General features: G+C 42.1%; 13 protein-coding genes and 1 pseudogene. 5 read left to right on the forward strand and 9 right to left on the reverse strand.

Annotated features, from left to right (window positions below):
- Position 1 precedes the first annotated feature (1 nt).
- Positions 2 to 1,999, forward strand: a complete 1,998-nt coding sequence (locus PGX00_RS11285) for a urocanate hydratase (protein WP_272136283.1) — start codon at positions 2 to 4, stop codon at positions 1,997 to 1,999.
- Positions 2,000 to 2,075: 76 nt separating this feature from the next.
- Here PGX00_RS11285 and PGX00_RS11290 read toward each other — a convergent pair whose 3' ends face one another.
- The 3 genes from PGX00_RS11290 to PGX00_RS11300 all read right to left on the reverse strand — a co-directional run bounded on the left by PGX00_RS11290 (position 2,076) and on the right by PGX00_RS11300 (position 5,929).
- Entirely contained in the window at positions 2,076 to 3,035 is a 960-nt protein-coding gene (locus tag PGX00_RS11290) for a TAXI family TRAP transporter solute-binding subunit (RefSeq protein WP_272136286.1), read from the reverse strand.
- A 59-nt stretch (positions 3,036 to 3,094) separates the two neighbouring features.
- Positions 3,095 to 4,969: a TRAP transporter permease gene (locus PGX00_RS11295; protein WP_272136288.1), complete on the reverse strand. Its 1,875-nt coding sequence runs from the start codon at positions 4,967 to 4,969 to the stop codon at positions 3,095 to 3,097.
- A gap of 96 nt (positions 4,970 to 5,065) precedes the next feature.
- Complete coding sequence (locus PGX00_RS11300) at positions 5,066 to 5,929, reverse strand: fumarylacetoacetate hydrolase family protein (RefSeq protein WP_272136290.1); 864 nt, start codon at positions 5,927 to 5,929, stop codon at positions 5,066 to 5,068.
- A 167-nt stretch (positions 5,930 to 6,096) separates the two neighbouring features.
- On the opposite strand from PGX00_RS11300, the gene PGX00_RS11305 reads away from it, so the two are divergent.
- Entirely contained in the window at positions 6,097 to 6,588 is a 492-nt protein-coding gene (locus tag PGX00_RS11305) for a GlcG/HbpS family heme-binding protein (RefSeq protein ID WP_272136292.1), read from the forward strand.
- Between the two features lie 43 nt (positions 6,589 to 6,631).
- Here PGX00_RS11305 and PGX00_RS11310 read toward each other — a convergent pair whose 3' ends face one another.
- The 6 genes and pseudogenes from PGX00_RS11310 to PGX00_RS11330 form a co-directional block, all read right to left on the reverse strand.
- Entirely contained in the window at positions 6,632 to 7,315 is a 684-nt protein-coding gene (locus PGX00_RS11310; protein ID WP_272136294.1) for a GntR family transcriptional regulator, read from the reverse strand.
- A gap of 170 nt (positions 7,316 to 7,485) precedes the next feature.
- Positions 7,486 to 9,015, reverse strand: coding sequence for an AMP-binding protein (locus tag PGX00_RS11315; protein WP_272136295.1), 1,530 nt, complete (start codon positions 9,013 to 9,015; stop codon positions 7,486 to 7,488).
- A gap of 13 nt (positions 9,016 to 9,028) precedes the next feature.
- Positions 9,029 to 9,832, reverse strand: a complete 804-nt coding sequence (locus PGX00_RS11320) for a malonyl-CoA decarboxylase domain-containing protein (protein ID WP_272136297.1) — start codon at positions 9,830 to 9,832, stop codon at positions 9,029 to 9,031.
- A 78-nt stretch (positions 9,833 to 9,910) separates the two neighbouring features.
- Positions 9,911 to 10,069: pseudogene (locus PGX00_RS22920) on the reverse strand (malonyl-CoA decarboxylase N-terminal domain-containing protein); the annotation flags it as partial.
- An 8-nt stretch (positions 10,070 to 10,077) separates the two neighbouring features.
- Positions 10,078 to 10,329: a hypothetical protein gene (locus PGX00_RS11325; protein ID WP_272136299.1), complete on the reverse strand. Its 252-nt coding sequence runs from the start codon at positions 10,327 to 10,329 to the stop codon at positions 10,078 to 10,080.
- 28 nt (positions 10,330 to 10,357) lie between these two features.
- Positions 10,358 to 10,753: a YciI family protein gene (locus PGX00_RS11330; RefSeq protein WP_272136301.1), complete on the reverse strand. Its 396-nt coding sequence runs from the start codon at positions 10,751 to 10,753 to the stop codon at positions 10,358 to 10,360.
- 340 nt (positions 10,754 to 11,093) lie between these two features.
- Here PGX00_RS11330 and PGX00_RS11335 point away from each other — a divergent pair, with 340 nt between their 5' ends.
- From PGX00_RS11335 to PGX00_RS11345, 3 genes are all read left to right on the forward strand, one after another.
- Complete coding sequence (locus PGX00_RS11335) at positions 11,094 to 11,393, forward strand: nitroreductase family protein (RefSeq protein ID WP_272136304.1); 300 nt, start codon at positions 11,094 to 11,096, stop codon at positions 11,391 to 11,393.
- On the forward strand, positions 11,342 to 11,773 hold the full coding sequence (locus PGX00_RS11340; RefSeq protein ID WP_322107877.1) for a malonic semialdehyde reductase: 432 nt from the start codon (positions 11,342 to 11,344) through the stop codon (positions 11,771 to 11,773). The genes PGX00_RS11335 and PGX00_RS11340 overlap by 52 nt, the downstream gene beginning before the upstream one ends.
- A 140-nt stretch (positions 11,774 to 11,913) precedes the next feature.
- Positions 11,914 to 12,999, forward strand: coding sequence for a C4-dicarboxylate TRAP transporter substrate-binding protein (locus PGX00_RS11345; RefSeq protein ID WP_272136306.1), 1,086 nt, complete (start codon positions 11,914 to 11,916; stop codon positions 12,997 to 12,999).
- Positions 13,000 to 13,030: the final 31 nt, after the last annotated feature.

Here is a 13,030-nt window from a genome sequence, read left to right on the forward strand (position 1 = left end):
AATGAGCTTTCAGCAGATGATTCTAGAGGGTATCCCTAAGGTTTTACCACCAAAAAGAGAACGTGACGAAAACTTAAGTCATCCTCCTAAAAGAAAAGACATACTCTCCAAGACCGAGAAGAAGCTGGCGGTCAAAAATGCCCTTCGATATTTTGATGCCTTGCACCATGCTGAACTGGCAGAAGAGTTTTATCACGAACTTGAAACCTATGGCCGAATCTATATGTATCGATTTATGCCAAGTTATGTTATCTCGGCTAGATCGATTGATGAATACCCACATCAATCTAGGCAAGCCGCAGCTATTATGCTCATGCTCAGCAATAACCTTGATAATGCGATTGCACAGCACCCGGAAGAACTTATCACTTATGGGGGAAATGGCGCGGTTTTTTCGAACTGGATTCAATATCGATTAACCATGAAATACCTAGCTGAAATGACGGACGAACAGACGCTGGTCTTATATTCTGGTCACCCTATGGGGTTATTCCCTTCTCATAAAGATGCACCCAGAGTCGTGGTCACAAACGGCATGATGGTTCCGAACTACTCTAAACCCGATGATTGGGAAAAATTCAATGCACTAGGCGTTACTCAATACGGACAAATGACCGCGGGCTCTTTTATGTATATTGGTCCGCAAGGCATTGTACACGGCACGACGATTACCGTTTTAAATGCGGCTCGAATGATAAAAAACCGAGACCAATCTAAGCTGCCTATATTTGTTACTTCTGGTTTAGGGGGCATGAGCGGTGCGCAACCTAAAGCCTCTGTTATTGCCAAAACCATTGGGATTGTGGCAGAAGTAAACCCGAAAGCGGCTTATAAAAGGCTAGAGCAAGGTTGGGTTGACGAAGTACATGAAGAAATGGACAAAATGGTCGCCAGAGTAAAACAAGCAGTAGAAGAAAAAACACCGGTTTCTTTGGCTTATCTAGGCAATATCGTAGACCTTTGGGAACGATTTGTGATCGAAGATATCACCATCGACCTTGGCTCTGATCAAACGTCGCTGCATAACCCTTGGGCGGGCGGTTATTACCCAGTCGGCTATAGCTTTGATGAATCGAATGAAATGATGGCTAATGAACCACAAGCCTTCAAAAAAGCAGTACAAGCGTCCCTTAAACGACATGTGGATGCCGTTAACAAACTCACCGCCAAAGGGATGTATTTCTTCGATTACGGCAACGCATTCTTACTTGAGTCTGGTCGAGCCGGTGCTGACATCAAGAAGGAAGATGGGTCATTTAAGTACCCTTCTTATGTTCAGGACATCATGGGGCCTCTCTGCTTTGATTACGGCTTTGGGCCTTTTAGGTGGGTCTGTTCATCTTCTGATCCCAAAGATCTTGATATGACGGATAAGATTGCCGGGGATGTGCTTGAAGCAATGTACAACGAAGCACCTTCCGAGATTAAACAGCAGATAGCCGATAATCTGCTCTGGATAAGAGAAGCGAAGCAGAACAAACTGGTTGTCGGCTCACAAGCTCGTATTTTATATGCAGATGCGGAAGGTCGAATGAGGATAGCAGAAGCATTTAACCATGCGGTCAAGCAGGGCTTGATCTCAGCTCCTGTTATTCTTGGACGAGACCACCACGACGTATCAGGCACCGATTCACCCTATCGAGAAACATCGAACATTTATGACGGTTCTCAGTTTACTGCCGACATGGCGATACATAATGTTATCGGTGATTCATTCCGTGGCGCGACCTGGGTCAGTATTCACAATGGGGGTGGTGTTGGCTGGGGAGAAGTAACCAATGGTGGCTTTGGGATGATGCTTGATGGCTCCGACGATTGTGACCGCAGAGTAAAATCGATGCTTCATTGGGATGTGAATAACGGCATATCCAGAAGAAGCTGGGCGAGAAATGATGGGGCTATTTTTGCTATTAAAAGAGCCATGGAAGCGGAACCGAGATTGACAGTGACAATACCAACGGTTGCCGATGACTCACTTCTCGACAGCATAATAAAATAAATAACAAATAAAAAGACGCCACCAGGCGTCTTTCTCCATTAGCTCTAAGTTAAGAAAGCAAATAAGTTCTGCTTGTTTATTTGTTCCAAAAACCCAGTTCTTTATAGGCCTTTATTGCTCCTTCGTGGTAAGGCACAACATTATCCTGAACCATTTTTTCTGGATTATAACGAGCATAAGCACCAAATGCCTTTTTAAGACTTTCTTGGTTTGAAGCCATTGTCTTCACAAGATCATAAACCACTTCATCGGACACATCCGCACCTGCGACTAGGTAAAAGTCTACCTCGATCATGTTAGTCGGATCGGCCACGACACCGGTTTTCGAAGGGTCAGGTTTAACACTGACAATTCTAGCTGATGGCAAGTTAGTGCTAACCGCTTCTTTTGCCGCTGCACTGTCATCTAAACTGAGGTAACGCCAACCGTCACTCATCGTCGCCATCGCTTTCTTGCCCGCACCAACATTCATCGGTATCAAAGCAGCATCTACACGATTTTCAGCAAGTGCCGTAATGGCGGATACGAAATTGGGGTTCGGCACTTTTTTAGTTTCATCGATAGTCATGGAGTCAGACGCTAATGCAGCATTTGAATAGTAATGGAATGTTCTACCCGAGTTATACCCTGACGGCACTCGTTTATTTCTTAGATCAGAAACTTTCTGAACATCCGAGTTCACGGGGACAGCAAAAGAAGTCTGTGTCGCGATAACAACCCCAACTAATCGCAAATTTTCATTCGCTCGACCTTCAAAATTTTCTTTACCTAGATAAGCAAACGTCGCTTCGCCACCGTTAGCAAAACCAAACTCCAACCGACCTGCATTCATCATTGGTATATAAGTTGAAGACCCTGCATAAGGGGCAACTCGATATTGTTTGTCCGTTTTTTCTACCATAACTTTAGACAGCGCGGCACCCAATGAGTAAAACAGTGAACCTTGCTGATTTGTACCTATGCTATATGTCGCGGCCAGCGTGTGACCGGATGCGAGTAGCCCAATGGAGATAAGGGCAGTCTTAATGATATTCATATCGTTCTCTCTCTCAGTTCTAAATTTAATATTTATAATGTATTTAATAGGTTGTAGGGTTAGCTAAGAATGTGATTCGACTTACTGGTTCGATGTAATCGGTACAATAAAAGTGACCCGATAACAATCGCCAGAAACGCGGGGAAAAGCTGCATATTTAGCCAGGTGGGAGGCATAATAATGACCGCACCAAGGGCTAACATCGGTAGCCGCATTCGATAGGTTAAATGGCCAGCAAAGTATCCGACCATAGATACAGAAATAAAGTGAACGCCAATGACTGCGATAACAAATGTCATACCGATATTTATCACGCTAGAGTCCATAAGTAAGGCTGGGGTAAAAATAAATAACAGTGGCACGACATAAGCTAGCCAGCCGAGTTTCATCGCTTCAAAGCCGGTTTTCATTGGCTTATCTTCGGTAATCGTTGCCGCTGCAAAGGCCGCAAGCGCAATTGGTGGTGTGATCATCGACATCATGCCGAAATACAAAATGAACATATGAGCAGCTAAAGGCGGAATTCCAGTTTCTATTAGTGCAGGCGCAACCAAAGCAGCAAGCAATACGTAGACACCCGTCGTTGGCATCCCCATACCTAACAGAATACAAACGCCTGCAGAAACGAGCAGTAGAATAGAGATATTACTGGCACCAAGCTGCACTAAGGTAAGTGTTAAGGCAAAGCCACCAGACGAAATATTCAATAACCCAATAACCAAACCAGCACCTGCAACTATCATGATAAGTTCCATCACCGCAATACCCGTTTCAGGAAATGCTGAGACCATCGATTTAGTATCCAATCTATGCCCTTGATAACTGCGTATTGACCCGAGAATAATGATAGAAATTGAGCCATATAATGCAGATAACTCGGCTGAGGCGTTGTTTACAAACATCGAATACATAAGCACAAAGAACGGTATGATGAAATGCCAACCTTCAACTAGCACATCTCGCACTGTTTTCTTATCAACGTCAGTTGGCTCGATATTATCTCGCGCTGCAATCAAATCCACTTGAATAAACACTGATATGTAATAGAGCAGCGCAGGAATCAATGCCGCAAGGACAACTTCGCTGTAAGGTATCTCTAATGTTTGTGCCATTAAGAAAGCCGCAGCGCCCATAATTGGCGGCATTAACTGCCCACCAGTAGACGCAATAGCTTCTATCGCTCCAGCCTGAACACCGCTGTACCCTGAACGTCTCATCAGAGGAATGGTCATTACTCCTGTAGTGACCACATTTGAAACCGCACTACCAGAAATAGAACCAAACAAGGCAGACCCTACAATCGAGGTCTTAGCTGCACTGCCCCGCCTTTTACCCATCGCGGCCATTGCAAGGTCGATAAAAAACTCGCCACAGCCTGTTTTAACCAGCAATTTACCAAAGAATATGAACACAATAACAATGCTCGCAATCACCCCAAGTGGCGTGCCTAAAATGGCATTGGGATCAAATGCCATGTACACAACAATTTCATTGAGTGAACTGCTTGTGCCTGTTAAAGGTGCAGGAATATATTCACCGGTGAGAGCGTAAAGCAAAAACACACCTATCACCGCTAACAATATCCAACCGGTAGTTCTTCGTATCGCATCCAACACTAACAAACCGACAATACCGCCTAAAACTTGCATTTCAGTGGTTAAATACGGGAAATCCATCTGAAATCGTTGGTAATTGACACTAATCCAGACGAAAACGGCCAGCGAAACAAAAGCGAATATAGTTGTAATGCTATTTGCTATTTTTGAGTCAGACTTTTGAGAGAGGTAGACTAACGTACACCCAACACCTAAAAGTACCGCCAGAAATTGAACGCGTGCTATTTCTAGACCAAGTAACAATGGTGCCTGTATCGCCCATAAAATACTTAATACGGGAATAACAGCTGCAATAATTGATGTAAGGCGCTTACTCATCACTTTCACTCTCTTAATCAAACCCTAGTTAATGCTAAACATAGGTTAAAAATATCGATAAAAACCTAAACTATTAGGTTAAATCGCCTTTCCGTCTCATTCGTCTTCAATTGTATTTCTTAGGATACCCAGGCCTTTAGCTTCCACTTCTACCACGTCACCTGGCTTCATAAATACGGGTGGTTTACGCACGTAACCAACACCTGCGGGCGTTCCGGTAATAATCACATCACCCGGTAATAACGTCATACACTCACTTAATATTTCGATGAGCTTCGCCATTGGAAAAATGAAATCTGAGGTACTTGCATTTTGCATCACCTCTCCATTAAGACGAGTTTGAAGTTGGACACCATCCATACCAGCTGGTAGTTCATCTGCCGTTACAAACTCAGGACCAAAGGCGCCTGTTCCATCAAAGTTTTTTCCAATGGTCCATTGGGAACTCTTGCGCTGATAATCTCTAATGGTGGCATCATTAAATAATGCATACCCCGCAATATAATCGAGGCCGTCTTGTTCTTTTACGTGTCTTGCTTTTTTACCAATAATGGCGGCAATCTCACCTTCATAATCCAATTTGTCAGAACATCGAGGACGAATAATAGGTTCTTCATGTCCAATCAATGATTCTGCGCAACGAAGGAATATTTCAGGATATGTTGGTGGCTCTACTCCACCTTCAACGGCATGGGCCGCATAATTTCGTCCAATACAAATGATCTTCGGTGGGTGCTGGATAAGCGATGTAAAACGTAAATCTTTACTAGAGCGCTTTGCTTCTTGTGGACAATGTTCAATGAGAGTATTTAATTCTTTTTGAACATCTAAATTTGATTGAAGTAACCCTAATAAATCTTGGGGTAATTCCTTTGCCGCAATACTTACGTCAATAACCTCATCACCGACTTTGAGACCTATACGGTTTTTACCTTCACATTCAAACGAGACGATTCTCATATCGAGCCCTTTCTTGTTAATTAATTGTTAAATTAAATGTACTCTAAAATATAGATAATTACCATTTTTATATTAAAATATCGTTATTTTTATGTGAGGAAGTGCAAAATCTATTTTAAATGTGTATTATTTGTTAAACACACTACTGATTAATTAGAGAGAATCCCTTGGCTGATTATTACGTGAAACATTTGGCGGTAGCACTTCCACTTAGAGACGCTACAGCAATCATCGATAAAGCTATCGAAGTTGGACATAAACAAAACCTACTACCATTAACGGTCGCTATACTCGACGTAGGTGGAAACCTTATCGCTCTTAAGCGTGAAGATGGCTGTGGTGTGATGCGCGCAGACATCGCAATAGGTAAAGCATGGGGAGCGTTAGGAATGGGCATATCCAGTAGAACAATCAGGGATAGATTAGCCGACAGACCTTCCTTTCAAGCCGCACTGGCAAATGTTTCTCAAGGTCGATTTGTGCCTGTCCCGGGGGGCGTTTTAATTTGTAACGCTAACTCTGAAGTGATTGGTGCTATTGGCATCAGTGGTGATGCCTCTGATAAAGATGAGTATTGTGCAATTACGGCGGTTAACACTATTGGCTATCAATCTCATCCTGAAGAGCCCAATGAAAAATGGGCAGATGCAGGATTATAAATGACATTTAATCGTAAATTATAGATAAACAAATCTTGGATTATTAATTCCAAACATTTAAATTATTTTTATCCAGCAGTGATGCGAGGAAGTTACCCGTAGAATGGTAGTGCTTAACAAGAAGTTTCGACGCCAACTCTGCGTTTCTTTCTATCGTCGCATTCAAAAGTTTTGTATGTTCATCAGAGACATTCCGAGATTGGTAATTCGTGGTTCTTTCCGCCAAAAATCGATAACGGATATTTTGATCATAAAGCTGATTTGAATAACCTAGTAGAATGGGACTATTGCACTCACCTATTAATGCCATATGAAATGACTTATGCATCATTTCCCACGACTCAAAATCTGAAATGTCGGCACGACTTAATCGATGATGGAGAATGACTAAGTTCTCCTCCCATTGGCTATCACCCAACTCTATACTTTTACGTAACGCCAAATCATCAAGTTCACATCGAAGCAATAGTATTTCATTAAAGTTATCTTTGCTCATCAGTGCAACACGAAACCCTCGCTGATCTATTCTGTCAACCAGACCATCAGAAGTAAGCAAACTCAATGCTTCTCGAATTGGTGAAGCACCAATATCAAGTAATACCTTAAGAGATTCGATTTTTAACTTCTCACCAGGAGAAAATTCACACTTCAGTATTTTTGTTCTTAATTGATGGTAAACGCGATTGATTGCCGTTTTACCATTTTGACCATTCATTTCTTCACTCATAAAATCACAGCCTTAATACTTAGAATTATAATATAGCCGCTGTAACCACTCACTTTACAGCGCCTCTTGGCAAGACAAGGCTATCTTGCCAATTTGGTGTTTAACCGTCTTTAGAAAAACATCTTATATAAACAGCTACTTTGATTCAATTGTCTTATCAATTAGGTAACCTAGACAGCGAATGTATCACTGTATTGCTCTCTAAGTTGAGCTTTTTGTACCTTACCCATGGTATTTCTCGGTAATTCTTCAACAAAGTAGACCTGCTTTGGTCGTTTAAACTTAGCAAGAACCGAACGAGTTTGATTGTTTATTTTTTCTATTAAGGCATCGTCTTTAGCCTCTCCTACCACGACCGCAACGACTGCCTCTCCAAAATCTGGATGGGGTAAGCCGATAACGGCCGACTCTTTAACACCACTAATATCATCGATTACCGATTCAATCTCTTTTGGATAAACGTTATAGCCGCCGGAAATAATCAAATCTTTTGAACGCCCAACAATAGAGATATAGCCTTCATCATCACACACTCCTAAATCACCAGTGAGGAACCAACCGGTTGGACGGAGTTCCTCTGCTGTCTTTTCGGGCATGTTCCAATAGCCAGAGAACAGGTTCGGCCCTTTAACTTCAATTTGTCCTATCTCACCATTGGGTAATACTTCTCCTGTGTTCGGATTACATATTTTCACCTCGACACCCGGAAGAGGATATCCAACAGTTCCTGGTCTTCTTGCTCCATCATAAGGATTTGACGTATTCATGTTGGTTTCAGTCATCCCGTAGCGTTCAAGAATCGCGTGTCCTGTTTTTTCTTGCCAAAGCTGATGCGTTTCACTCAACAATGGAGCCGAACCAGAAACAAACAGGCGCATGGATGACACGGCTTCTTTATTCAAGTTGGCATGTTGTAGCAAACGAACATAAAAAGTAGGTACCCCCATCAATACCGTGGCTGATGGCATTTTTTCCATAATTTTGTCCGCATCAAATCGAGGTAAGAAATGGAGACGAGAGCCAGCACACAACGTGATATTGATTGCTACAAATAGCCCGTGGATATGAAATATTGGTAACGCGTGAATTAAGCAATCCTCTCGGCTAAATTGCCAATAATCAGCCAAAGTAAGAGCGTTGGAGGCGAGCGCGCCGTGAGACAACATAGCTCCTTTCGATCGTCCGGTAGTACCCGACGTATAAAGAATGGCAGCTAAGTCCCCTGCTGCTCGTGTTACCTCAAGGTAAGGGCTCTCGATACTATTTAATTCATCGCACAGAGTCCCTTGCTGACCATCATCAGAAAGGGTTAACAGAGCAGAAACTTTGGCGTTTTCAGCTACCGGTTTTAGCACTTTCTCTGAAGCGGGGTCACAGACAAAAACCGTCGGTTGGGCATCACTTAAAAAATAATCTATCTCACTGGCCATGTAATCGGTATTAAGTGGTAAAAAAACCCCACCCGCTAATATCGTTCCAAGATAAAGTTCGATGGTTGCTATTGACTTGCCTACCTGTACTGCCACTCTATCCCCAGGCTTAACACCATTTTTTTGTAACATAGCTGCCATTTTTTCTGCATTAGAAAACAAAACCTCATAACTTACTTGAGCATCATTAGGTAATGTTGCAAATAGGCACTCTTCATGACCTACGCTCGCTTTTCTCAATGTGTTGGCTAAGTAGTTCGTCTCGTACATATTCATCATCCTATTAATGTTTTTTGTGAAGTTTTTTTATGGTGGTAGAAGATTTAATTTTCCCTTCTGACAAAAATGCCTCGTGGTTTTTCTCTATCGATTTCAGATCATATTCATAATTAACCATTATTCCCCAAGAGTCGGCTATCCCTTTTTCCGAACTGTTTGCCCATAGGTTAATCTGCTCAAGGTGCGCACCGTTCCCTAAGTGGAAACGAGAAACCGGATCGAATGGTCCACCTTTTTTATGTTTTGCATCAAGTAGATATTGGATAGCTAGTCGATTTAACTGAGTACTGTTTTGATTCTTGAATTCTTCCGACATATCACGGTCTTGTTCATTCAAAGCATGGATAAGGGTTGTGGTATTTTCATCCAATTCTGGCGCTGTATCTACCCACTTTCTTAGCCCCGGAACCGGTGACATGGTGATAAACCGCTTTAAATTTGGAAGCTCTCGCTTAAGCTCTTCGACCACCTGTTTAATGAGAAAATTACCAAATGAAATACCTCTTAAACCCGCCTGACAGTTAGATATTGAATAAAATACGGCGGTCGTCGCTTCATTTGGGTCAAGCCTTTCTCTTTCACCGGACAGTATCGATTCTATTGTTGTGGGCGTGTGATCGGTAAGGGCTACCTCAACGAAAATAAGGGGTTCTGAGCGCATTGATGCATGGAAAAAACCATAAAGGCGACGGTCTTTTTCTGCTACTCGTAGCCTGAGGTCATCCCAACCTTTGATTTCATGTACCGCTTCATAAGCAATAATTTTTTCAAGAATAGCCGCAGGAGTAGACCAATTAATCACCTCCAAACTTAGAAATCCACGATTAAACCATGAGTTAAAAAGGTGCCGTAAATCATGGTCTAAGCTGGCCAAATTTGAATCTTGTCTGCTTAATGATATTAGATCTTCGCGCATACTGACCAATGCAGCGGTCCCACCAGGAGCTCGATTAAGTTGCCTAATAAGTTCTTGAGAACGAGGTTCTGAAGCAAAGTGAATACGCCTAGCTTCCTTTTTACCAGACGACTGTTTCCAACAACCTATCGCCGATTCTAACGCATCAAAGTTAACGCCAAAATCTTCAAAAAGAGCTTGAAAAAAACCAGTTTTTCCTCGTCCGTTAACGCCTGATAGTTGTCTAGTATTTCTCTAGAAAGCGCCAAGCTTGTTGCTTCACCTGTATTATTTAACAATTGGTCACATTTTTCAGCAGGTGTTAACTCAACGTTATTGGAGATCATTGTGCTACCTATTTCCGTAACACGAAACATCAAATCCCCTATCATATTTGTCCAGTTAGGCATGGTGAACCCCTTTAGTGAAAGGTAACGACTATTTATCGACTGTCATACTGATCGATTGTGCCGATAGCTTGATATCAAGTTGAAGGCTGCCTTCGTTGATCAGCCAACGTTTAATACTATATTTTCTTGCCCCACTGCTATGCATTGGATCTTTTAACGCGAAATCATTTGCCTCTTCAAATGTTCGAGCGCGATAGATAATAAATCCCGTTCCATCCATATATTGCCCAGAAGGGTCTGAGATAGGACCAGCAAACATAAGAATGCCCAACGACTCTAATTCAGCCTGATACGCCAAATGCAAAGGTAAATTGCTTTTCACCGCTTCTAGACCTTCGTTTGGCGTACTTTCAACAATAAACACTTCCATTGCGAGTGAGCCTCGCGCTTTCGCTTCCGCTTTATATTCGTTCCAAGGAATCATCTTTTTCGCCTCCACTTGTAAAGCAAATGTTAAATAAAAATATCGATATTATTTGACATAACAGTAAATCATCGCTAAAAGTTATGCAAGTGTTAAGTTTTTGTAACAAACAACCCTGAAGGCCAGAATGAAATTTACAATATGGCAACATTTAAAAATTTGCCAATTCATTCTCTTTATTTCGCTATAAGGTGCTCTACAACTAACACGAATTAAATAAAGAAGTACGAATAGAAGAGACAGTTAGAAATAGAAGGAAAATGATTTTTCTATCGAGCAATTGAGTTTTTACTACTGATAAATAAGAAACTTATCAAATACGACAGACAAGGAAAACGTAATGACAGGTCAACATGTAAATGAGTCAGACGAATTGAACTTAGAATTAGCACGAGCGGCTGCACAAGAAAAAGTGCGAGCACTTCGAGTTCGAAAACCAAGATTAGATAAAGACTCAATTGACGTCATTCTTAACGATGCACGATCTCACTATGCTTGGGCAGACAAGCCTATCCCTGAAGAATTACTAAAAGAGCTGTATCAAATTGTCTCCAATGGAGCGACTAGCATGAATTGTAGCCCCGCTAGATTTTTTTCGTTACCTCGTCGGAGGGAAAAGACCGACTTGCTGCATCACTAAAAGAAAAAAATATCGACAAAATGCGCGCAGCACCAGTAACCGTCATCATTGCCCACGATTTAGAGTTTTGGCAAAAGCTACCCTTTCTTTTTCCACATGAAGATAGAACACCGCTTTTTAGAGGAAAACCTGAGTATTGCGAAAGAACAGCTTTTTTAAATGGAACGCTTCAAGGTGCCTACCTGATGATCGCGGCACGTGCCTTAGGGCTCGACATTGGCCCAATGTCTGGTTTTTCAAATCAGATTGTCGACGACACATTTTTTGCTGGGACAACTTTAAGATCCAACTTCTTATGCAACTTGGGCTATGCCGATGAAAATGCCCTATTTCAAAAATTACCAAGGTTCGAATTCGAAGACGTATGCACATTCGTTTGAATATAACGCGTAAAGCACAATTAGAAACAGAATTTAAGACGGTGAAAAGCTCCACATAATAATCCTGTCTGCTCTATCAAGAAAGTTAGAACTGAAAGACGACATTTAACGTATTAAGACGAAAGTAAAGGATGAACAAGATGAAATTTTCAAAGCAACTACATATACAAGGCCTAGGAATGGCAATGGCCGTTTTAATGTCTTTACCTGCTACCGCTACAGAAACAATTAAAGCCGTCGTTATCGATGGTTATCCTGCTAAATCAATGTGGGTACATGAGTTTACCAACTTCTTTATTCCGGAAGTGAATGAGAGGCTCGCTAAAACCGGCAACTACGACATTAAATGGCAAGAGTCCTACGGTGGTTCCATAGTAAAACCCAAAGCAGTACTGGAAGGGATAAAACTGGGCTTGGGCGATATTGGTATTGTTACTACAATATTCCATAGCTCTAAACTTCCAAGCCAATCACTTGCAGCCGTCACTCCCTTTATCTCCGATGACGCTCGAGTTGTAGCTAAAGCAATTGATGAAATTGCCAAAGAATACCCAACAATGCAAAAAGAGTTCGCTAAGCAGAAACAAGTTTACCTAGCAACCGGCGTCGTGTTGAACACCTATCAACTTTATAGCAAAAAACCAGTCACAACCGCGAGCGATCTTAAGGGCAGTAAAGTCGCTGGCGCTGGAACAAACTTACGATACCTAGAAGGCATTGGTGGTGTAGCTGGAGTAAGGGGTGGATTAACCGATTTTTACAATATGCTAGCGACTGGGTTGGTCGATCACGCGATGCTTTGGCCTGAAGCGGCTAAAACGTTCAAGATTGCAGAAGTAGCACCTTACATGACCCAAGTTAATTTTGGTGCGGTCAACACCAAAACAGTGACCGTTAATGAACGCTTTTGGAAAAAGCTTCCAGATGAAGTGAAAACCGTTTTACAAGAAGTGGCGGTTGAATATCGAGATCACCTTGCAAACTTAGCAATGGATCGAGCACAAGAAAGCCGAGAAGCCTATGTTGCGGCAGGCGGGACCATTGTTAGCATGACCCCTGAAGCACAAAAAGAATGGGCAGATTCTATGCCAAATCTTGCTAAGGAATTAGCAGAAACATTGGATAAGTCTGGCGAACCAGGAACAGAGATCATACGTGCTTATATCGATAAATTAAGTGCACAGGGTGCGAAGCCTGTACGTGATTGGACCGTCGACCTGAACTAAACGTAAATGAGACCAGTGAATTCGACAGGGA

Source organism: Vibrio algarum, assembly GCF_028204155.1.
Classification (GTDB): domain Bacteria; phylum Pseudomonadota; class Gammaproteobacteria; order Enterobacterales; family Vibrionaceae; genus Vibrio; species Vibrio algarum.